Annotated in this window: 20 protein-coding genes; 16 read left to right on the top strand and 4 right to left on the bottom strand. The window is 60.4% G+C overall.

What is annotated here, in order from left to right:
* Window positions 1–2 precede the first annotated feature (2 nt).
* Entirely contained in the window at window positions 3–1385 is a 1383-nt protein-coding gene (locus tag FP026_RS28375) for an O-antigen ligase family protein (protein ID WP_188112709.1), read from the bottom strand.
* Between the two features lie 158 nt (window positions 1386–1543).
* The gene (locus tag FP026_RS28370; protein ID WP_149637901.1) at window positions 1544–2119 is read right to left on the bottom strand and encodes a sugar transferase; all 576 of its coding nucleotides are present in this window, start codon (window positions 2117–2119) and stop codon (window positions 1544–1546) included.
* Window positions 2120–2306: 187 nt separating this feature from the next.
* Between FP026_RS28370 and FP026_RS28365 the strand changes: the two genes are divergently transcribed.
* A complete protein-coding gene (locus tag FP026_RS28365; protein WP_149637900.1) occupies window positions 2307–3242 on the top strand; it encodes an NAD-dependent epimerase/dehydratase family protein in 936 nt (311 codons plus the stop codon).
* Between the two features lie 15 nt (window positions 3243–3257).
* Here the strand turns inward: FP026_RS28365 and FP026_RS28360 are convergent, their stop codons facing one another.
* Entirely contained in the window at window positions 3258–4544 is a 1287-nt protein-coding gene (locus FP026_RS28360) for a nucleotide sugar dehydrogenase (protein ID WP_149637899.1), read from the bottom strand.
* Between the two features lie 250 nt (window positions 4545–4794).
* Between FP026_RS28360 and FP026_RS28355 the strand changes: the two genes are divergently transcribed.
* The 4 genes from FP026_RS28355 (at window position 4795) to FP026_RS28345 (ending at window position 7823) form a co-directional block, all read left to right on the top strand.
* Window positions 4795–4983 (top strand): hypothetical protein, encoded by a 189-nt coding sequence (locus tag FP026_RS28355; protein WP_149637898.1) that lies wholly within the window; start codon window positions 4795–4797, stop codon window positions 4981–4983.
* Window positions 4973–5143, top strand: a complete 171-nt coding sequence (locus tag FP026_RS30415; protein ID WP_188112708.1) for a hypothetical protein — start codon at window positions 4973–4975, stop codon at window positions 5141–5143. Before FP026_RS28355 ends, FP026_RS30415 begins: the two co-directional genes overlap by 11 nt.
* A 150-nt stretch (window positions 5144–5293) precedes the next feature.
* Window positions 5294–6277: a UDP-glucose 4-epimerase GalE gene (galE, locus tag FP026_RS28350; RefSeq protein WP_149637897.1), complete on the top strand. Its 984-nt coding sequence runs from the start codon at window positions 5294–5296 to the stop codon at window positions 6275–6277.
* The gene (locus tag FP026_RS28345) at window positions 6255–7823 is read left to right on the top strand and encodes an alkaline phosphatase family protein (RefSeq protein ID WP_149637896.1); all 1569 of its coding nucleotides are present in this window, start codon (window positions 6255–6257) and stop codon (window positions 7821–7823) included. Before galE ends, FP026_RS28345 begins: the two co-directional genes overlap by 23 nt.
* A 70-nt stretch (window positions 7824–7893) precedes the next feature.
* Here FP026_RS28345 and FP026_RS28340 read toward each other — a convergent pair whose 3' ends face one another.
* Window positions 7894–8400, bottom strand: coding sequence for a DUF1993 domain-containing protein (locus FP026_RS28340; protein WP_149637895.1), 507 nt, complete (start codon window positions 8398–8400; stop codon window positions 7894–7896).
* 374 nt (window positions 8401–8774) lie between these two features.
* Here FP026_RS28340 and FP026_RS28335 point away from each other — a divergent pair, with 374 nt between their 5' ends.
* From FP026_RS28335 to FP026_RS30410, 11 genes are all read left to right on the top strand, one after another.
* Complete coding sequence (locus FP026_RS28335; RefSeq protein WP_149637894.1) at window positions 8775–9704, top strand: sugar ABC transporter substrate-binding protein; 930 nt, start codon at window positions 8775–8777, stop codon at window positions 9702–9704.
* A gap of 70 nt (window positions 9705–9774) precedes the next feature.
* On the top strand, window positions 9775–11316 hold the full coding sequence (locus tag FP026_RS28330) for a sugar ABC transporter ATP-binding protein (protein WP_149637893.1): 1542 nt from the start codon (window positions 9775–9777) through the stop codon (window positions 11314–11316).
* A 32-nt stretch (window positions 11317–11348) separates the two neighbouring features.
* The gene (locus FP026_RS28325) at window positions 11349–12374 is read left to right on the top strand and encodes an ABC transporter permease (RefSeq protein WP_149637892.1); all 1026 of its coding nucleotides are present in this window, start codon (window positions 11349–11351) and stop codon (window positions 12372–12374) included.
* 191 nt (window positions 12375–12565) lie between these two features.
* Window positions 12566–13624 carry a dipeptidase gene (locus FP026_RS28320; protein WP_149637891.1) on the top strand — a complete coding sequence of 353 codons (1059 nt, stop codon included), beginning with the start codon at window positions 12566–12568 and terminating at the stop codon, window positions 13622–13624.
* 47 nt (window positions 13625–13671) lie between these two features.
* Entirely contained in the window at window positions 13672–15312 is a 1641-nt protein-coding gene (locus tag FP026_RS28315; RefSeq protein ID WP_149637890.1) for an ABC transporter substrate-binding protein, read from the top strand.
* A 21-nt stretch (window positions 15313–15333) separates the two neighbouring features.
* Entirely contained in the window at window positions 15334–16401 is a 1068-nt protein-coding gene (locus FP026_RS28310; protein ID WP_149637889.1) for an ABC transporter permease, read from the top strand.
* Window positions 16398–17324, top strand: a complete 927-nt coding sequence (locus FP026_RS28305) for an ABC transporter permease (protein ID WP_149637888.1) — start codon at window positions 16398–16400, stop codon at window positions 17322–17324. Before FP026_RS28310 ends, FP026_RS28305 begins: the two co-directional genes overlap by 4 nt.
* Window positions 17321–18154, top strand: a complete 834-nt coding sequence (locus tag FP026_RS28300) for an ABC transporter ATP-binding protein (RefSeq protein ID WP_149637887.1) — start codon at window positions 17321–17323, stop codon at window positions 18152–18154. The genes FP026_RS28305 and FP026_RS28300 overlap by 4 nt, the downstream gene beginning before the upstream one ends.
* A complete protein-coding gene (locus FP026_RS28295; protein ID WP_149637886.1) occupies window positions 18151–18900 on the top strand; it encodes an ABC transporter ATP-binding protein in 750 nt (249 codons plus the stop codon). Before FP026_RS28300 ends, FP026_RS28295 begins: the two co-directional genes overlap by 4 nt.
* A gap of 161 nt (window positions 18901–19061) precedes the next feature.
* A complete protein-coding gene (locus tag FP026_RS28290; protein WP_149637885.1) occupies window positions 19062–19250 on the top strand; it encodes a hypothetical protein in 189 nt (62 codons plus the stop codon).
* Between the two features lie 162 nt (window positions 19251–19412).
* Window positions 19413–19571, top strand: coding sequence for a hypothetical protein (locus tag FP026_RS30410; RefSeq protein WP_162943936.1), 159 nt, complete (start codon window positions 19413–19415; stop codon window positions 19569–19571).
* Window positions 19572–20516 lie beyond the last annotated feature (945 nt).

Raw genomic sequence — 20516 nt, 5'->3', positions numbered from 1 at the left:
GGTCAAGCAAGTGCTTTCCGCTGTACCATCGGGTTCCCCGCCACCAAACACTCTCCCTTTAGACGCATGTGGCACCAGCAGGCAAATGCCGAGGAGGCGAAGGCGAGGCCTTCGCCGATGGCGAGGCGGTTGTTGGAATTGCTGAGCAGGGTCAGTGAGAAGAAGAAGAGGCAGGCGATATAGGCGTGCCATGCGGCCCGCGGGATGATGCCGGCCTTGCGGGCGCGCCAGACGGCGCGGATGAAGACGCCGAGCATGAAGGACATCACGGCGGCGCCGAAGAGGCCGTAGCGTACAAGGATCTCCAGATAGCCATTGTGCAGCAGCGTGTACTGGATATGCGAGTAGCGCGTCTCGGCCCAGCGCTCGAGCCACCGGTTGCCCCAGCCGAAGAACGGCGCGGAGGAGAAGACTTCCCAGCTGTTGGACCACAGCTGCAGGCGTTCGTCCATCGATACGGGTGTATTCGTGGAGCTGATCGCAGTCGAAACCACGCCGCTCATTTCATGGCCGTCGGCCATGTTCTCCACCATGGAAAGGGCGGCCGACACGGTCGGTCCGGCCGTCTTGTCGAGATTGTGCCGCACGCCGTAAACGCCGGCGATCAACAGGGCCGCCACGGCGATGATAATGATGACGCCGCTCTTCAAGCGCAGATAGGTCAGCGTCATGAGCGCCAGGACAGGCAGTGTTATGCCGAGCGAGAGCCAGACGCCTTTCGATTTGGCGCCGTAGATGGCGATGAAACAAAGCGCGAAGATGAAAGGCGAAACGATATAGGCAAAACGCGCGATCCGGCGGTCGCTGGATTTTTCCGTGAGATAATGCAGCAGCCAGAACAGCGTGAAGATCACGATCATGCCGCAGGCGACGGCGCCGTGGATCTGATTGTTCATGATCAGCGGACGGATGGTTTCGCCGGCGAAGACCTCGCGCAGATGCTGCGTTGCCACAAGCATGATGAGAACCATGGCGAAATAGGCCGCGACGATCTTTTCCATCAGCTCTTCATAGAGCAGGAAGGCGACGCCCATGATGGGGAAGAAAAAGGGGAAGGCATAGAGCCAATCCGAGGCACCGATATCATGCTGCGGCGTCAGCCAATAGGTAATGCCGAAACGGGCCATGACATAGAAGGCCCAGCCCATGCAGATCCAGCCAATCCAGTCCGTACGCGGCCGCACCGGCGCTCTCAGGTAATAAAAGAGAGCAATCAGGGACAGGAGCGCTGTGGCATAGCGATAGGCATCGCTTTCGACCACGGTCGGCGAGGCGACGAGAAGCCATAGAAGGCCGCCGATGATCGCTACCGGTTTTGCCATGCTGCTTGCAGCTTTGGTGACGCCGATCGGCTCGGCGGCAAGATCAGCATGGGGTTTGTTCATGCGCGAGTCGTCCACTGTCGTCGTCCGCCCTTCATCCAAAATCGGTTCATTACCCCGCATGCGTGGTCCCCCTGACGGCCCCTATGGCCGCAAAAGGGCAGGAATGCGGCATTTTATAATGCCGATGGACGGGCAGCGTCGATTTCGCCGGATACTTGCTAATGAGCAACTCCATCGCGTCGGACCACTTTCAAGGCCGTCAGGAATATGATCTTGAGATCGAAGAAAAACGAGCGCCGGCGCAGATATTCCTCGTCCAGCGCCACCTTTTGCGGGATCGGCAGTTCGTCGCGACCGTTGACCTGCGCCCAGCCGGTCAAACCGGGCAGAAGCGCGTCGACGCCGCTCTGCGTGCGCAGGGCAACGAGGTCGTGCTGGTTGAAAAGGGCGGGGCGCGGGCCGACGATGCTCATTTCCCCTTTCAGGATGCACCAGAGCTGCGGCAGCTCGTCGAGGCTCGATTTGCGCAGGAAGGAGCCGATCGGCGTCAGATAGATATTGGCGTCCTTCAGGAGATGGGTTGCGACCGCGGGCGTGTCCGTGCGCATGCTGCGGAATTTCGGCATGCGGAAAATCTTGTTCTTCCGGCCGACCCGATCCGACCAATAGAGGATCGGACCTCGCGACGTCAGCCGTACGGCGAGGGCGACAACGAGGATGGGAATGAAAAAGACGATGGTCGCGGCAAGAGCGGCGAGAAAATCGAAAAGGCGCTTGGCGATCGTGTAAAACATCATCTCTTGCTGTTGCATCGACGCCGGTCGAGGCGGCGATGAAGGTCGTCATTGTCCTGTGCATCTCATATCGCGAATTTAAGCACAACCGCCCCGGCCAAGATTCCCCGGCCTTGTTCCCGGCCGATATCCCGTGCAAAGCATGTCCGCGGTAATGATGGCGTGAAAAAGCGGAGGCGGTGTAGGCATGATCCTGGTGACGGGTGCGACGGGTTTTGTCGGGCAGGCCTTGTGTGCCGAGCTTTCCCGGCGACGAATGGACTATCGGCCGGTCAGCCGTTCTCCCCGGCCGGGCTTCGCCGCTATCGGCGCAATCGGCGGCGATACGGATTGGTCGGCCGCGCTCGCCGGCGTCGATATCGTCATGCACCTGGCGGCGCGTGTTCACGTCATGAACGAAAATGCCGCCGATCCGCTGGCCGCATTTCGTGCCGTCAATGTCGATGCGACGGTCCATCTGGCGCGGCAGGCCGCACTCGCCGGTGTCAAGCGCTTCATTTTCCTGAGCTCGATCAAGGTCAATGGCGAGAGAACGGCGGCGGGAAGGCCGTTCAAGGCCTCGGACGAGCCGCACCCGGAAGATGCCTATGGCCGCTCCAAGCTGGAGGCGGAGGAGGCTTTGCTTGCGCTAGGCGAGGAAACCGGCATAGAGATCGTCATCATCCGGCCGCCGCTTGTCTACGGTCCTGGCGTCAAGGCGAATTTCGCAAGCCTGATGACGTGGTCCGCCCGGCCGTTCCCGTGGCCGTTCGGTGCGGTTCGAAACCGCAGGTCTCTCGTCTTTGTCGGCAACCTCGTCGATTTCATGCTGCTTTGTGCCCGCCATCCGTCCGCCGGCAATCGTGTGTTCCTCATCAGCGACGGCGAGGATCTTTCGATCGGTCAGCTGATCGAAAGATTATCCGGGGCCTCGGGGCGAAGGGCTCTGATGCTGCCGGTGCCGCCAGGGCTGCTGGAAGGGCTTGCCGCCCTTCTCGGCCGCAGGGCCGCCGCGCAACGGCTGCTGGGTTCGCTTCAGGTCGATATTGGCGAGACGAGAGCGATCACCGGCTGGTCGCCGCCTTATTCCGTCGAAGAGGGGCTGGCAGCAACGGTCGCGGCTGGCGGGGGGAAGGCACGCTGATTTGGCTTGGGAGCCTCAAAGGCTCCAGAGCGAATGGCCCGCCAACAGAGGATTGGTCCGATCGAGGGCGGCCTTTACATCGACCACCACGCCGTTTTCGCTCAGTAGGTCGAGTATCTCGGAGGCGCTGTTGGCCAGATAGGACTTGTGGGGAACGGCGAGCACGAGAGCATCGAGCTGGCCGAAGTCCTTCAGTTCCCTCAGACGGATGGCGTATTCCTCTTCAGCTTCCGTATGGCTTGCCATCGGATCGTGCACCAGCGGCTCGAGACCGAACTGGCGCAGTTCCCTTATAATGTCAGGCACGCGGCTGTTGCGCAGGTCGGGGACATTTTCCTTGAAGGTCAGGCCGAAGATGCCGATCCGCGCGCCATTGATCGGCTTTTTCGCCGCGACCAGCATCTTGATAAGCTTCTGGGCGATGAAGGCGCCCATGCCATCATTGATGCGGCGGCCGGAAAGAATGACTTCCGGGTGATAGCCGAGCTCTTCAGCCTTGGCCGTCAGGTAATAGGGATCGACGCCGATGCAGTGGCCGCCCACCAGGCCGGGGGTGAAGGGCAGGAAATTCCATTTCGTGCGGGCCGCTTTCAGCACGTCGGCCGTGCGGATGCCCATCTTCTCGAAAATGATCGAAAGCTCGTTCATCAGCGCTATATTGACGTCGCGCTGGGTATTCTCGATTACCTTGGCGGCCTCGGCCACCTTGATGCTGGGGGCGCGGTGGATGCCAGCCTCGACCACGGCACCGTAGATGGCGGCGATCCTCTCCAGTGTTTCCTCGTCATCGCTGGCGACCACCTTCACGATACGCTCGAAAGTGTGTTCCTTGTCGCCGGGGTTGATGCGCTCCGGCGAATAGCCGACATGGAAATCTTTGCCCTGTCGCAGGCCGGAAACCTCCGCCAACACCGGGCCGCAGACCTCTTCGGTGACGCCGGGGTAAACGGTCGATTCGTAGACGACGACCGCACCTTCACGCAAAACCTTGCCGACCGTGCGGGAGGCCGAAATCATCGGCCGCAGATCCGGCTGCCGATTGCCGTCGATCGGCGTCGGCACGGCAACGATGAAGATATCCCGATCCCTGAGATCCTCGGTGTCGCTGCTGATGCGCAGCCCGCTCGATCTCAACCGCTCGGTGGAAACCTCGCGGGTGTCGTCCTCGCCAGCCTTCAGCGCGGCGACGCGGGAGGCCTTGATATCAAAACCGACCACATCATGGAATTTTTCGGCAAGCGCAATCGCGACGGGCAGGCCAACATAGCCCAGGCCGATGACGGCAATTTTTTCGTTCAACACAACATACCTCGAACAATCCACCTGAATTAGCCTAAATCCGAAGCCGATGTCAGCGGCAATATTCGCCTTCGGGATCATTTCAGGTGCGGGTCGCATGAATGTGATGACCAGCCAACGGCTTTGCAACAGGCGCGGCGGTGGGACATTGCCGCAGTCGTTTCAAGGGAACGGGCAGGGTGGCTATCGAAACTTTCAGGCTTTGGCCCTATTTATCAGGTAAGACCCAATTTCTCGGAAAGCGTGGTTCGCAATGCGAAACAGCTATCTCAAACAACTCCGCACCCAGCGCGAGCAGCTCGAAGCCAGGCTTGAGCTGCATATTGCGCGCTATTGTTTCGGCGATGAAGAGGTGGACGACGGCACCGAGGCCGAGCTCCGGCAAAGGATTTCGGAAATCTCGGACGAAATCGCCAATCTCGAAGGCGAGCGTGGCGAATAGAAGCGCAGGTGGGGTCGCCGTCGGCGGCTTTGGGCTGGGCTGCGCTATGGCGGCCGTGCTTTTCCTGTTCGTCGGCATGCCATGCTTCCTGCCGCCGCCGGTATTGGCGCTGGCCGGAATTCTCATGCACACCGGCAGGGCGGCGACAAAGCCGGCTTAGCTTTTCGCCTCCGTCCATTCTTGATCTTGCCGATCTTGCGCCTTTCTCCAGCCTTGCAAGTCGGTTACAGCTCTCTAAGTGTACGCGTCGGATCGAACCCGGTCCGCCGCTTCGGGGCGGTAAATCGTTGTCAGTCGAGAAGGGATGATCATGGCAGGAGAAACGGTGCTTGTGGTAGGCGGAGCCGGCTATATCGGCTCGCATACATGTCTGGACCTGGCGAACAAGGGTTTTCAGCCTGTCGTCTACGACAATTTCTCCAATGGGCACCGGGAATTCGTCAAATGGGGTCCGGCCGAGGAAGGCGATATTCGTGATCGCGCGCGTCTCGACGAGGTGCTTGCCAAGCACAAGCCTGCCGCGATCCTGCATTTCGCCGCGCTGATCGAGGTTGGCGAGTCGGTCAAGGATCCGGTCTCCTTCTATGAAAATAACGTCATCGGCACGCTGACCCTGCTTTCGGCAGCTCAGGCGGCTGGCGTGAAGGCCTTCGTCTTTTCCTCCACCTGCGCGACCTACGGCCTGCCGCAGAGCGTCCCGCTCGACGAGAGCCACCGGCAGGTGCCGATCAATCCCTACGGCCGCACGAAATATATCGTCGAGCAGGCACTCGCCGACTATGACCAGTACAAGGGTCTGCGCTCCGTCGTCTTGCGTTATTTCAACGCTGCCGGCGCCGATTTCGAAGGGCGCATCGGTGAATGGCATACGCCGGAAACCCATGCCATCCCGCTCGCCATCGATGCGGCGCTCGGAAGGCGTCAGGGCTTCAAGGTCTTCGGCAGCGATTATGATACCCGCGACGGCACCTGCGTGCGCGATTACATCCATGTGCTCGATCTCGCCGACGCCCATGTCCGCGCCGTGGAGTATCTGCTTGATGGCGGCGATTCCGTCGCCCTTAATCTCGGCACCGGCACGGGCACCACGGTGAAGGAGCTGCTCGGAACGATCGAGACCGTGTCGAACCGGCCGCTCCCGGTCGAATATGTCGGCCGCCGCGAGGGCGATTCGACAACGCTGGTCGCCAACAACGACAAGGCCCGCGATATTCTTGGCTGGTCGCCACAATATGATCTGGCCGAGATCATTCAATCTGCCTGGAATTGGCATGCCAAGTCCAACCAGCACTGAACAGCGTTCTTTCGTTGGTGTTGGGGGCAAACGCCCGAACGTTTTGCTGATCTCTGCCGATCAATGGCGGGGAGATTGTCTCTCCGCCGTCGGTCATGAATGCGTCAGGACGCCGAATGTCGATGCGCTGGCGCGGGAAGGCGTGCTCTTCCGGCGGCACTATGCCGGTGCGGCGCCGTGCTCGCCGGCACGTGCAACGCTCTATACCGGCCTTTACCAGATGAATCACCGCGTTTGCCGCAACGGCTCGCCATTGGATGCGCGTTTCGACAATGTCGCGCTTGCGGCGCGTCGGGCCGGATATGATCCGACGCTGTTCGGCTATACCGACACGGCGCCAGATCCGCGTGGCCATGATCCCCACGATCCGCATCTGACGACCTATGAGGGGGTGCTGCCCGGCTTCACGGCGCGACAGCTCCTGCCCGAACACGAAAAGCAATGGCTATCCTGGCTGCGGTCGCGCGGCCGTGCCGATGCCGTCAGCCGCGATATCCATATTCCGGTCGGTGCCGCGCCCGGCGAGATTTCCTGCAATGCGCCGGCCTATTCGACGGACGAGACGCAGACGGCCTTTCTGACGGGCGAATTCATCCGCTGGCTTGGAGAGCAAGATCAACCCTGGTTCGCGCATGTTTCTTTCCTGAGGCCGCATCCGCCGTTCTCAGTGCCAGAACCCTATAGCCGCATGTTCTTTGCCGCCGATGGTCCGGCTTTCGCGCGCGCCGTCGACCGCGAAGCGGAGATGGCATCGCATCCGCTGCTCGCTTTCGGTCTGCCGCTCATTGACAAGGGCGGATTCATCCATGGCGGCAAAGGCTCCATCGACGAATGGACGCCCGAGGATTTTTCGGCAATCCGCGCCATCTATTACGGCATGATCGCCGAAGTCGACGCGCAGCTTGGCCGCATCTGGCAGGCATTGAAGGATGCCGGGGCCTGGGACGATACCGTCATCGTCTTCACCTCGGATCATGCCGAGATGATGGGCGATCACTGGATGCTCGGCAAGGGCGGTTTCTTCGATGGCAGCTATCATGTTCCGCTCGTCATCCGCGATCCCCACCAGCCCAAAACGCATGGCCGGCAGGTAGAGCATTTCACCAGTGCCGCGGATATTTTCCCGAGCCTGTGCGATCGCCTCGGTATAGTGCCGGCAAACCATGTCGATGGCGACAGCTTGCTGCCGTTCCTCTCTGGTTCCGAACCGGAAAACTGGCGTGATGCGGCTTTCTGGGAGTTCGATTTCCGCGATATCGCCGCGGGCATTCCCGAGCGGCATTTCGGTTTGCGGTCCAATGCCTGCAATCTGGCCGTCGTGCGCGACGAGCACTTCAAATATGTCCATTGCGCCGGGCTGCCGCCGCTGCTCTTCGATCTTGCGGAGGATCCGGCGGAACTATCCAATGTCGCCGAAGACGGCGCCTATCTGGCAATCAGGCTTGCCTATGCCGAAAAGCTTCTCTCCCTTCGCGCCCGGCATCTGGACCAGACGCTCGCTTATACGGAACTGACGGAGAATGGGCCGGTATCGCTCCGGCCCTGAATTGTCCCGTCATTTGTTTTTACGCAATTCCGGACGGAAAACCGCTGCGTACTTTTCCTGTATTGCTTCTTTAGCCGAACGATCCGAGATAGTTCATCTTGCCGACGGACAGCCCGCGGCTGCGCAGGATGTCGTGCGCCGTCGTAACGTGAAAAAAGAAGTTCGGCAGCGCGAATTTCGCCAGATAATCCTCGCCCTTGAAGACGATCTTGTTGCCTCCGGGCGTGATCGTCACCTCCCGCTTGTCGCTGCCTTCCATGGTGGCCGGCGTGATTGTCGCCAGGAAATCCTGCGTCTTCTTCAGGCGTTCCCGCAGGTCTGCGACGGTCGTCTCATTGTCTTCGAAACGCGGCGCGGCGATGCCGGTAAGTCGGGCGATGGTGAGCTTCGCGGTATCGGAGGCGCGCTGATACTGGCCGGAGAGCGGCAGCATGTCGTCGATGAGACGGGCGGAAATGAGCTCGCCGGGTGCAATGCCCTTTTCCGAGGCGTGGGCCTCGATCTTATCGAGATAGACGGAGAGGTTTTGGAGGCCGCGTTGAAAGACGGGGACCGAGAAACTGTACATCGAGGGCATGCGTGTTCTCCGTTGCTTGCCGCGCTGCGGCCGGTTGGTCATCAGTATTCTATTCCGTTCCCGTGTCGATGGAATAACCGTTCCATCACGCCGGGCGCCCGTATGTAGGTTCGGCCTTCGAATCTTACAGCCGTGCCGGCGACAAAATCTGTCTTCGCGGGTTCCCGCAACGCGGCCAGAATTTGGTGTTGACCTTTGCAGTGAAAAATGGAATGAATATTCCGCATAAAGAATTTTACGGTTTGTTTGTTCCGTTTTTTCAATGTGGCCGTCATGGGAGTGACGGCCGAATTGATGACAGGCTCTGCGGTCGAGACTGAGGGCCCCCGGCATTTAGGAGGGGTGTGGCCGGGCACCGTATCTGGGAGGAAAACATGAAGAAATTTATCCTTGGCTCTGCGATGGCGCTTATGCTGTCGACCGCTGCCCATGCCGAAACCATCGGCGTTTCCATGGCGCTGTTCGACGATAACTTCCTGACCGTCCTGCGCAACGGCATGCAGGATTATGCAAAGGGCATGAGCGGCGTGACGCTGCAGGTGGAAGATGCTCAGAACGACATCGCCAAGCAGCAGAGCCAGATCCAGAACTTCATCGCCAGTAAGGTCGATGCCATCATCGTAAACCCGGTCGATACCGATGCGACCGCCGCCATTTCCAAGCTGGCGGCTGAAGCGAAGATCCCGCTTGTCTACGTCAATCGCGAGCCGGCCAACGTCGACAGCCTCCCGGACAAACAGGCCTTCGTCGCCTCCAACGAGCAGGAATCCGGTACGCTGGAAGCCAAGGAAGTCTGCCGATTGCTGGGCGGCAAGGGCAAGGCCGTCATCATGATGGGCGAGCTTTCCAACCAGGCCGCCCGCATGCGCACCAAGGACGTCCATGACGTGGTGGCGACCGACGAGTGCAAGGGTATTCAGATCGTCCAGGAGCAGACCGCCAGCTGGCAGCGCACCCAGGGTGCCGACCTGATGACGAACTGGCTCTCCAGCGGCATCGAATTTGACGCTGTTATCTCCAACAACGACGAAATGGCGATTGGCGCCATCCAGGCACTGAAGGCGGCCGGCAAGCCGCTCGACAAGATCGTCGTCGCCGGCGTCGATGCCACGCAGGACGCGCTTGCCGCCATGCAGGCCGGCGACCTGAAGGTCACCGTGTTCCAGGATGCCGCCGGCCAGGGCAAGGGCGCAGTCGATGCCGCGCTCAAGCTCGCCAAGGGCGAGAAGATCGAGAAGAAGGTCTATATTCCCTTCCAGCTCGTCACGCCGGCCAACGTCAAGGACTTCGTCAAGAAGAACTGATGACGAGAGTGTTCGACGGGTGCGGGCGTTGCCCGCACCCTTTGAAATCCGATCTGCCCGGGAGGGAAAAATGGTTGTGAGCCCATCCACCATGGCGGCGGTGCGCGCCAGCGGCGCTGTCCCTAATGCCGCCTATCTGCTGAGCGCGGAAGGCATCCGCAAGGAATTTCCCGGCGTGCTCGCCCTCGACGACGTTTCCTTCCGCCTGAAGCGCGGAACGGTGCATGCGCTGATGGGTGAAAACGGCGCGGGCAAGTCGACGCTGATGAAAATCCTTGCCGGCATCTATATTCCCGACCAGGGTGAAGTGCTGCTGAAGGGCGTCGAAATCCGGCTGAAGTCACCTCTCGACGCGCTGGAAAACGGTATTGCCATGATCCATCAGGAACTGAACCTGATGCCGTTCATGACGGTTGCGGAAAATATCTGGATCCGGCGTGAACCGAAGAACCGCTTCGGCTTCGTCGACCATGCGGAGATGAGCCGCAAGACCGAGGAACTCTTCCAGCGGCTGAACATCTCCATCGACCCCGAAATCCAGGTGCGCGAGCTTTCCGTCGCGAGCCGGCAGATGGTCGAAATCGCCAAGGCGGTTTCCTATAATTCCGATGTGCTGATCATGGACGAGCCGACTTCGGCGCTGACCGAGCGTGAGGTTGCGCATCTCTTCCAGATCATCCGCGATCTGCGCGCCCAGGGCATCGGCATCGTCTACATCACCCACAAGATGAACGAGCTGTTCGAGATCGCCGACGAGTTTTCGGTATTCCGCGATGGCAAATATATCGGCACGCACGCCTCCACCGATGTGACGCGCGACGACATCATCCGCATGATGGTCGGCCGCGAGATCACGCAGATGTTCCCGAAGGAGGAGGTGCCGATCGGCGAAACCGTGCTGTCGGTCAGGGATCTCAGCCTCGACGGCGTGTTCTCCAATGTCTCTTTCGAGGTCAGGGCCGGCGAAATTCTCGGCGTGGCCGGGCTTGTGGGATCGGGCCGATCCAATGTCGCCGAGACCATCTTCGGCGTCACGCCGGCCTCGTCCGGCACGATCGAGCTTTTCGGTAAGAAGACCGACATTTCCTCTCCGGCGGCGGCGATCCGTCACGGCATGGCGTTCCTGACAGAGGACCGCAAGGATACGGGCTGTCTTCTCATCCTCAGCGTGCTTGAAAATATGCAGGTCGCCGTGCTGCACGACAAGTTCGTGCGCGGCGGTTTCGTGCAGGAGGGCTCGATCGAGCAGGCCTGCGAGGAGATGGCGCGCAAGCTGCGCGTCAAGACGCCGAATCTCGACGAGCGCATCGAAAATCTTTCCGGCGGCAATCAGCAGAAGGCGCTGATCGGCCGGTGGATGCTCACCAATCCCCGCATTCTGATCCTGGACGAGCCGACGCGCGGCATCGATGTCGGCGCCAAGGCGGAAATCCATCGCCTGGTTACCGAAATGGCGCGCAACGGCGTCGCCGTCATCATGATCTCCTCGGAAATGCCGGAAGTACTCGGCATGAGCGACCGCATCATGGTGATGCATGAGGGACGGGTGACCGGATTCCTGGATCGCGCGGACGCAACTCAAGTGAAGGTGATGGAGCTGGCCGCGCAGTGACGCCGCCAATCGTCGCAAGGGAGGATTGAACCATGGTTAGCAAAGTTGCAGAGGCGACCGCCCCGGCAGTCACACGGCCAAGACGCCGGCGTGTGCCGCCCGAACTCGGCATCTTCCTGGTGCTGATCGGCATTGCGCTTCTCTGCGAGATCCTCGGCTGGATCTTCGTGGGTCAGAGCTTCCTGATGAACTTGCAGCGCCTTAAGATCATGATCCTGCAGGTCTCCGTCATCGGCATCATCTCGGTCGGTGTGACGCAGGTCATCATAACAGGTGGCATCGATCTGTCATCGGGTTCGGTGGTCGGCCTGACGGCCATGGTCGCCGCGAGCTTCGCCCAGTCATCGACATGGGCAAGGGCCGTCTACCCGGCATTGACCGACATGCCCTTCTTCGTGCCGATCGGCGTCGGCTTGCTGCTCGGGCTTTTGGCCGGCTATATCAACGGCCAGCTGATCACGAAAACGAAGATCCCTCCTTTCATCGCCACCCTCGGCATGATGGTTTCGGCCCGCGGCCTGTCGAAGCTCTATACCAAGGGCCAGCCGATCTCGGGCCTGACCGATCAGTTCAATTTCATCGGCTCCGGCATCTGGCCCGTCGTCGTCTTCCTGATCATCGCCATCGCCTTCCATATCGTGCTGCGCTACACGCGCTACGGCAAGTTCACCTATGCGATCGGTGCCAATCTGCAGGCAGCGCGCGTTTCGGGCATCAACGTCGAGGCGCATCTGGTCAAGGTCTATGCCATTGCGGGGCTTCTCGCCGGTCTTGCCGGCATCATCACCGCCGCCCGCGTGCAGACAGCGCAGGCTGGCATGGGCGTCAACTACGAGCTGGATGCGATCGCGGCAGCTGTCATCGGCGGCACGTCGCTGACCGGCGGCGTTGGCCGCATCGCCGGCACCGTGATCGGCACCGTCATTCTCGGCGTGATGATCTCCGGCTTCACCTTCCTCAACGTCGATGCCTATTACCAGGAAATCGCCAAAGGCTTCATCATCGTCGCTGCTGTCGCCATCGACGTCTACCGCCAGAAGAAGCGGGCCAAGCGCTGAAATGCCCGACACATCGTCAGCGTTATAAAGCATGCTCTCAAGGCGGGGTTTTTGCCCCGCCTTTTTCGTTTGCATATGCCGTTCCATGCAAATGCAAATTTTTTTCATTTGGGTATGGCGAATCCTGTCAGCTTTTCTATTCTGGCCGCTTTCCATTCGCTCCCCTCGGGGCGCTTCATCCAGGATAGACGATGCAATCCGTATTTGATGGCCATAACGACGTTCTCCTGAGACTCTGGCATCATGCGCGCGACGGCGCCGATCCGATCGCCGAATTCAGGGATGGAACGCCGGGCGGCCATATCGATGCGCCGCGGGCGCGTGCAGGCGGGCTGGCCGGCGGCCTTTGCGCCATCTACATTCCATCGGGCGATCTCGTCTTTGCCGAGTCGGATGGCAATGGCCACTATGCCACGCCGCTGGCGGTGCCGCTCGAGCGCGCGCCTTCGCTCGATATCGCGCTGGAAATGGCGGCGATCGCGCTGCGGCTCGACCGCGCGGGTGCCTGGAAGCTCTGCCGTTCCACAGCCGAGATCCGCGACTGTATGGAGAAAAGCATTTTCGCTGCCGTGATGCATATGGAAGGCTGCGAAGCCATCGATGCCGATCTCGCCGCACTCGAAACCTTTTACGCCGCAGGCCTGCGCTCGCTCGGCCCCGTCTGGAGCCGCAACAATGTTTTTGCCCATGGCGTCCCTTTCGCCTATCCGAGTTCGCCGGACACCGGGCCTGGCCTGACCGAGGCCGGCTTCGCCCTGGTGCGCGAATGCAACCGGCTCGGCATCTTGGTCGATCTCGCCCACATCACCGAAAAGGGCTTCTGGGATGTGGCGAAGACCTCGGATCAGCCGCTGGTCGCGAGCCACTCCAACGCGCATGCGCTGACGCCGGTCGCGCGCAATCTCACCGACAAGCAGCTTGACGCGATCAAGGAGAGCCGCGGCATCGTCGGCCTCAACTATGCGACGGCCATGCTGCGCGAGGATGCGCGCTCGGATGCCGATACGCCGCTCGAGGCGATGGTGCGGCATGTGGATCATCTCGTCGGCCGTGTCGGCATCGACTGCGTCGGCCTCGGATCGGACTTCGATGGCGCCACGATTCCTGCGGAAATTAGCGATGCCGCAGGCAATCAAAAGCTGATTGCCGCTCTTCGGAACGCTGGTTATGGTGAAGCCGATCTTGTAAAGCTGTGCAGGGAGAACTGGCTTCGCGTCCTGGCGTCCGCTTGGAAGGAAGGCAGCCGGTAAAGTGCGTGCCGATATTGCGTAGAGTTTAAAAAAGGGGAATGAAAACAATGATGATTACCAAGATGAACAGCGGTTTCCGCGCACTTTCCGCCGGCGTGGCTCTCTCGCTTCTGCTGATGGCGGTGCCGAACGCATATGCTGCGACGCCCAAGGACACGCTGGTCGAAGGCTTTGCGTTCGACGATATTCTGAGCATGGATCCGGCCGAAGCCTATGAGCTGTCGGCTGCCGAAATCACCGGCAACACCTATAGCCTGCTCGTTCGTCTCGACATCAACGATACCTCGAAGATCAAAGGTGACCTTGCCGAGAGCTGGACGGTTTCCGACGACCATCTCACCTATACGTTCAAGCTCAAGCCTGGCCTGAAGTTCGCCTCCGGCAACCCGATCACCGCCGAGGACGTTGCCTGGTCCTTCGAGCGCGTCATCAAGCTCGACAAGAGCCCGGCCTTCATCCTCACCCAGTTCGGCCTCACCGGCGATAACGTGACGGAAAAGGCCAAGGCGACCGATCCGAACACCTTCACTTTCACCGTCGACAAGCCCTATGCACCGAGCTTCGTGCTGAACTGCCTGACGGCGACGGTCGCCGAAGTGGTCGACAAGAAGCTAGTCCTACAGCATGTCAAGCCGGCGACGCCGTCGGCCGACTACAAGTATGACAATGATTTCGGCAATAGCTGGCTGAAGACCGGCTTTGCCGGCTCCGGCCCGTTCAAGCTGCGCGAATGGCGCGCCAATGAGGCCGTCGTGCTGGAGCGCAACGACAATTATTACGGCGAGAAGCCGAAGCTTGCCCGCGTCATCTACCGTTTCATGAAGGAAAGCTCGGCGCAGCGCCTGGCGCTGGAAAACGGCGATATCGACGTCGCGCGCAATCTCTCGCCGACCGATCTCGCCTCTGTCGAGAAGAACCCGCAGCTTGCCTCCACCAATGCGCCGAAGGGCACGATCTATTACATCAGCCTCAACCAGAAGAATCCGAACCTTGCCAAGCCGGAAGTGCAGCAGGCGTTCAAATACCTGGTCGACTATGATGCCATCGGCAAGACGCTGATCAAGGGCGTCGGCGAAGTCCACCAGACCTTCGAGCCGAAAGGCCTGCTCGGCGCACTGGACGAAAATCCGTTCAAGCTCGATGTCGCCAAGGCGAAGGAATTATTGGCCAAGGCCGGCCTGCCGGATGGCTTCTCGGTGACCATGGACGCGCGCAGCATCGAGCCGGACACCGGCATCGCCACCGCGATCCAGCAGACACTCGGCCAGGCCGGGATCAAGGTCGAGATCATTCCCGGCGACGGCAAGCAGAAGCTGACTAAGTACCGTGCCCGCAATCACGACATCTACTACGGCCAGTGGGGCAACGACTATTGGGACCCCCATTCCAACGCCGATACGTTCACGAACAATCCCGACAATTCCGACGCGGGCACCAACAAGACGCTTGCCTGGCGCAACGCTTGGACGACGCCGGAGCTCGACAAGCAAACGAAGGCGGCGCTGTTCGAGGTCGATACCGACAAGCGTGCCGCCATGTACCGGGAAATCCAGAAGAAATATCTGGAGGCCAGCCCCTTCGTCTTCCTCTACCAGCAGACGGAAGTTGCCGGCTATCGCAAGGATATCAAGGATTTCAAGCTCGGTCCGAGCTTCGATACCAACTTCGTCTGGCCGATCTCCAAGTGATGATCCGGCGGGACTAATTCTTTGAGCACTGTCGAACGGAAAATGCAGGTGCGGCCCAAGAAGGGCCGTGCCGCTCCCTTTTTCATGGGTCTGCTGCGATTCCTCGTCGTGGCCGTCACGACCTATCTCGGTCTTCTGGCCGTAACCTTTTTCATCGGGCGTGTCATCCCGATCGATCCGGCGCTGGCGATTGCCGGCGACCATGCGCCGACGCAGGTGCTGGAGCGCCTGCGGCGAGAGATGCATCTCGACCAGCCGCTCTACCTGCAATTCTATTATTACCTGTTGAGCGCGCTGAGCGGCGATTTCGGCACGTCGGTGCTGACGACCAATCCGGTCATGGACGACATCAAGCGCGTCTTTCCAGCGACGATGGAGCTTGCCACCGTCGGCACGATCATTGGCGCCGTTTTCGGGGTCCCCTTCGGTGTCCTTGCCGCCGTGCGCCGCAACAGCATCATAGACCAGATCGTCCGCGTCGTCGGACTTGTCGGCTATTCGCTGCCGATCTTTTGGCTGGCGATGGTTTCGCTCGTTATCTTCTATGCGAAACTGAACTGGGTCGCCTATCCCGGCCGCATCGATATCGCCTATGAATATACCTTCACGCCGACTACGGGCTTCTTCCTGCTCGACAGCGCGATGCAGGGGCAATGGGACGTCTTCTGGGATGTTTTCCGCCATATTATCCTGCCAGCTTCGCTGCTCGGCTATTTCGCGCTCGCCTATATCAGCCGCATGACGCGCAGCTTCATGCTGAACGAGCTGGGGCAGGAATATATCGTCGCTGCTCGCGCCAAGGGTCTTTCCGAGACGCGCGTAATCTGGGGGCATGCCTTGCGCAGCGCCATGGTGCCGCTAATCACGGTGATCGCGCTTTCCTACGCCTCGCTGCTGGAGGGATCGGTGTTGACTGAGATCGTCTTCTCCTGGCCGGGCATCGGCTTCTATATCACCAGTTCTCTGCGCAATGCCGACATGAATGCCGTCCTCGGGGGGACCATCGTCATCGGTACGGTTTTCATCGGCATCAACCTGATTTCCGATCTGCTCTATCGGACCCTCGACCCAAGGACGCGACGTAAATGATGGCTGAGACCACACAACCGAGCTTGAGGGACTGGCTGTTGTCCGACCGGCCGCAGTCGCGCCGGCAGGCAAGGCTGGGGCGCGCCTACGTCACATGGCGACAATTCTCCGCCAATCGCCTGGCCGTCATCGGCTTGCTGATCATCATCGCGCTTGTGACGCTAGCGGCGCTTGCCGATGTCATCGCGCCGCATTCCCCCGTTATCGGCGATCTTACCAATGCCTATCTGAAACCGCCGGGCACGCCGGGTTATCTGCTCGGCACCGACGATCTCGGGCGCGACATCCTTTCCCGCCTTATCTACGGTTCGCGGTGGACGCTCTACATCGTCGTGCTGGTCGCGATCATATCCGCGCCCATCGGGCTGATCATCGGCATGGTGTCGGGCTATCTCGGCGGCTGGACCGACACGATTTTGATGCGCATCACCGATATCTTTCTCGCCTTTCCGAAACTGGTGCTGGCGCTTGCCTTCGCCGGCGCGCTTGGCGCCGGCATCGAGAACGCCATCATCGCCATCGCCATCACCTCCTGGCCACCCTATGCGCGCCTGGCGCGGGCCGAAACGATGACGGTGCGGCGCTCGGACTATATCGCCGCCGTGCAGCTCATGGGCGCTTCGCCGCTGCGCATCATCTTCCGCCATGTCATGCCGCTCTGCATCTCATCGGTGATCGTCCGTGTCACGCTCGACATGGCCGGCGTGATCCTGACGGCCGCCGGCCTCGGTTTCCTTGGCCTTGGCGCGCAGCCGCCGCTGCCGGAATGGGGGGTCATGATCGCAAGCGGCTTCAAATACTATCTCGATCAATGGTGGGTGGCGGCCATGCCCGGCATCGCGATCCTTATCGTCAGCCTCGGCTTCAACCTGCTTGGCGATGGCCTGCGCGATGCGCTCGATCCGAAGGAGAGCGGGCAATGACGACACTTTTGACCGTGGAGAACCTCAGGGTTCGCTATCCGACGCGCACGGGCGTCATCGAAGCCGTGCGCGGCGTGTCCTTCACGCTCGGCCGCGAGCGGCTCGGCATCGTCGGCGAGAGCGGTTCCGGCAAGTCGCAGACCGGCCGTGCCATCATGGGGCTGACGCCGCCGCATGCGCTCGTCAGCGCCGACAGGCTTGACTTCAGCGGTATCGACCTGCTGTCGGCTTCGGGCAGGGAGCGCCGGTCGCTGCGCGGCAAGCGCATCGCCATGGTGCTGCAGGACCCGAAATATTCGCTCGACCCCGTCATGACCATCGGCCGGCAGATCACCGAGACGCTGCGCACACATGAGAAGGTCGGCAAGGCCGAGGCGCGAGACCGTGCCATGGCCATGCTGGAAGCCGTGCAGATCCGCGATCCCCGCCGTGTCTACGATCTGCATCCGCACGAAGTATCCGGCGGCATGGGCCAGCGCGTCATGATCGCCATGATGCTGATCGCGGGACCGGAGCTGCTGATCGCCGACGAGCCGACCTCCGCGCTCGACGTCACGGTGCAGCTCGACGTGCTCAAGATCATGGACAAGCTGGTGTCGGAGCGCGGCATGGGTCTGATTTTCGTCTCGCACGACCTGCGGCTTGTCTCGTCCTTCTGCGATCGGGTGATCGTCATGTATGCGGGTAAGGTCGTGGAGGAGCTCAAGGCTTCCGAATTGAACAATGCACAGCATCCCTATACGCGCGGCCTGCTGAACTGCATGCCTGTCATCGGCGAGAACCGGCATCCGCTGCCGGTGCTCGACCGCAAGCCGGAGTGGGCAGCATGACGGCGGCACTTGCGGTTGATGGCCTCAGCGTCGTCTATGATGGCTACTATGCGCTCGATGCCGTCGGCATCGAGGTGAACAAGGGGGAATCCTTCGGTCTGGTCGGCGAGTCCGGTTCCGGTAAGTCGACGCTGCTGCGTGCCGTTGCCGGCCTTGCGCCCGTCACGGATGGCACCATCCGCGTCGGCGGCGAGCGGCTGAAGGGTGCCAAGCGCAGCAAGACCTTCTATCGCCAGGTGCAGATGGTGTTTCAGGACCCATACGGCTCCCTGCATCCGCGCCAGACGATCGATCGGCTGCTCTTGGAGCCGCTGGCGATCCATGGGATCGCCGACAGCGAGAGGCGCATCGCGAGAGCGCTGGACGAAGTCGGCCTCGGCTCCGGTTTCCGCTTCCGCTATCCGCATCAGCTCTCCGGCGGCCAGCGGCAGCGCGTCGCCATTGCCCGTGCGCTGATCGTCGAGCCATCCATCCTGCTGCTCGACGAGCCGACTTCGGCGCTCGATGCTTCCGTGCAGGCGGAGGTGCTCAACCTGCTCGAACAGGTGCGCAAGGACCGCAGTCTGACCTTCGTGATGGTGAGCCACGATCTCGGCGTCATCACCCATATGTGCGGGCGTTTGGCCGTCATGCGCAACGGCGCGGTCGTCGAGAGATTGGCGGCGAAGGAGCTGGCGGCGGGCGACGTGAAAGAAGATTACACGCGTAATCTGATGGTCGCCAGCAAGGGATTCGTCCGCGCCTGAGCGGGCGACGCCCTGCGCCCTTGCCACGTTAACGAATGGACCGGTTAAACACGACCAATCGTATAGACTATTGACACCCGCCGCAATTCTGTCATGATCTCGTTAATGGCAGTTAACTTTCGTGATCCCGATCAAGGGTCAGACGTTAAGTGGAGGCAGGCATGTTTTTCATGGGTGGCATGACCATGGGCTATCTTCATCCGCCGGTTCCGGCGAAGCAGGAAGGTGCACGGTCCGCCTCTCTTTCCGATGAAAACAGCCGCCGCCAGGCCGGATCTGCAGAAGAGCAGGCGGCCGATACCAGCGCCATCGAGCGCAGCTTGATTTGGGCCCGCCGCATTCTTTGCTGAATTGGCATTGCCGATCTTTCGGGTCCTCGAAATCCAGTGGTTTAATTTTTCTCAGCTGATGTTCTGGACGGAAATTCATCTCTACCTAGTTGATAGGAAATATATGAATATCCGTCCCGGGCTTGACCTGAGAGACATATAAGAAACGAACGGAGGCAACACATGGCGAATTTGGGTATTTCGAATACGCATGTGAATCAGTTCGATGGTTCCAAGCGCGCCGCCAAGACGCGGCACAAGATACAGACGGCAATCCATGTCGTCCTCTTCTCTGCCGCATTCCTGTTCGTTGCGGCCATCGTTTGCGGCATCGTCGTCTAGAGCCTTTCCGCTTTTCTTCGAATCGCGAAAACGCTCTATCTTTTTCTTTCTTTACGCATTCCGACGGAAAACCGCTGCGCACTTTTCCTGGAAATGCTCTAAGCGCGATGCTTTGCGGGGCGGCAGCCCACGCCTCCTGCACAGCGTGGTCCTCTTCTCCGCGCCTGTTGCGGCGTCAAGGGCCAAGGCGAAGCTGGAGTGCCGGACGCCATACGCGGGCCGGCCTATCCGAAGTTCAGATCCATTTCACCGCAACTCTCCCTTTCTCCCGCTGGCGGAACTTCGCCGGGCAAAGAAAATTTGCCCGGCCGATAGAATATGCCGCACAGAAACGGTAAGCTTCCCGCAAATAAAGAGCATTCGGGAGAGCAGTCGGCGCGGTCGTGGCCCGGCGGCGCGGAGGGGACCGAAAGATTCGTGTGCGTTGTGCATTTTCCCCGATCGTGAGCAGCACCGTTTCCGTGTGGCGGGTCGGGGCAGACGGGGCCCAAGCTCCGTGCGTCGGCGAGCGGTGGCCAATCCGATCGGCTCGCGAACCGTTTCGAAAAACGATGCGTCCCGACAGGAATTTGCGAATCTTTTTATGGGGTTCAGTTTAAGTTCATCTTCTGCGGGATATTGAGGGCTCAATATGCCGAACCATGCTGAATTTCCGAAACGGGATGAATCAGCCCAGGGAGAATGCCTCATGACCTTGATCGATTGTCGTTGACCTGTGCGGATCGCTGCCGGAACCATTTGGCCGCGTATCCAGTTTCACGGACACCCTTTTGGATGATGACGAATAGTCGCCGCAATCTTTAAGACCGCCCGTGAAAATCTTCGCCTTTATATGTTTGTTCTAAGCCGTCACTTCGAATTCACCCCCCTTCGCCCGCCGGGAAGCGAAGCAAAAGGGTCCAAATGCGTGAATTCTTGCGTCGGGCAGGGCAAAAACGATAAAGG

This window comes from Martinezella tropici (genome assembly GCF_008370325.1).
GTDB lineage: Bacteria > Pseudomonadota > Alphaproteobacteria > Rhizobiales > Rhizobiaceae > Rhizobium > Rhizobium tropici_B.
The sequence above is the reverse complement of the archived record's forward strand: the minus strand, read 5'-3'. Positions and strand labels throughout refer to the sequence as shown.

Excerpts from the sequence above, each read along its gene's own strand:
- FP026_RS28375 (WP_188112709.1), bottom strand. The coding sequence starts at position 1,385 with ATGAACAAACCCCATGCTGATCTTGCCGCCGAGCCGATCGGCGTCACC.
- FP026_RS28370 (WP_149637901.1), bottom strand. The coding sequence starts at position 2,119 with ATGTTTTACACGATCGCCAAGCGCCTTTTCGATTTTCTCGCCGCTCTT.
- FP026_RS28365 (WP_149637900.1), top strand. The coding sequence starts at position 2,307 with ATGATCCTGGTGACGGGTGCGACGGGTTTTGTCGGGCAGGCCTTGTGT.
- FP026_RS28355 (WP_149637898.1), top strand. The coding sequence starts at position 4,795 with ATGCGAAACAGCTATCTCAAACAACTCCGCACCCAGCGCGAGCAGCTC.
- galE (WP_149637897.1), top strand. The coding sequence starts at position 5,294 with ATGGCAGGAGAAACGGTGCTTGTGGTAGGCGGAGCCGGCTATATCGGC.
- FP026_RS28345 (WP_149637896.1), top strand. The coding sequence starts at position 6,255 with ATGCCAAGTCCAACCAGCACTGAACAGCGTTCTTTCGTTGGTGTTGGG.
- FP026_RS28340 (WP_149637895.1), bottom strand. The coding sequence starts at position 8,400 with ATGCCCTCGATGTACAGTTTCTCGGTCCCCGTCTTTCAACGCGGCCTC.
- FP026_RS28335 (WP_149637894.1), top strand. The coding sequence starts at position 8,775 with ATGAAGAAATTTATCCTTGGCTCTGCGATGGCGCTTATGCTGTCGACC.
- FP026_RS28330 (WP_149637893.1), top strand. The coding sequence starts at position 9,775 with ATGGTTGTGAGCCCATCCACCATGGCGGCGGTGCGCGCCAGCGGCGCT.
- FP026_RS28325 (WP_149637892.1), top strand. The coding sequence starts at position 11,349 with ATGGTTAGCAAAGTTGCAGAGGCGACCGCCCCGGCAGTCACACGGCCA.
- FP026_RS28320 (WP_149637891.1), top strand. The coding sequence starts at position 12,566 with ATGCAATCCGTATTTGATGGCCATAACGACGTTCTCCTGAGACTCTGG.
- FP026_RS28315 (WP_149637890.1), top strand. The coding sequence starts at position 13,672 with ATGATGATTACCAAGATGAACAGCGGTTTCCGCGCACTTTCCGCCGGC.
- FP026_RS28305 (WP_149637888.1), top strand. The coding sequence starts at position 16,398 with ATGATGGCTGAGACCACACAACCGAGCTTGAGGGACTGGCTGTTGTCC.
- FP026_RS28300 (WP_149637887.1), top strand. The coding sequence starts at position 17,321 with ATGACGACACTTTTGACCGTGGAGAACCTCAGGGTTCGCTATCCGACG.
- FP026_RS28295 (WP_149637886.1), top strand. The coding sequence starts at position 18,151 with ATGACGGCGGCACTTGCGGTTGATGGCCTCAGCGTCGTCTATGATGGC.
- FP026_RS28290 (WP_149637885.1), top strand. The coding sequence starts at position 19,062 with ATGTTTTTCATGGGTGGCATGACCATGGGCTATCTTCATCCGCCGGTT.
- FP026_RS30410 (WP_162943936.1), top strand. The coding sequence starts at position 19,413 with ATGGCGAATTTGGGTATTTCGAATACGCATGTGAATCAGTTCGATGGT.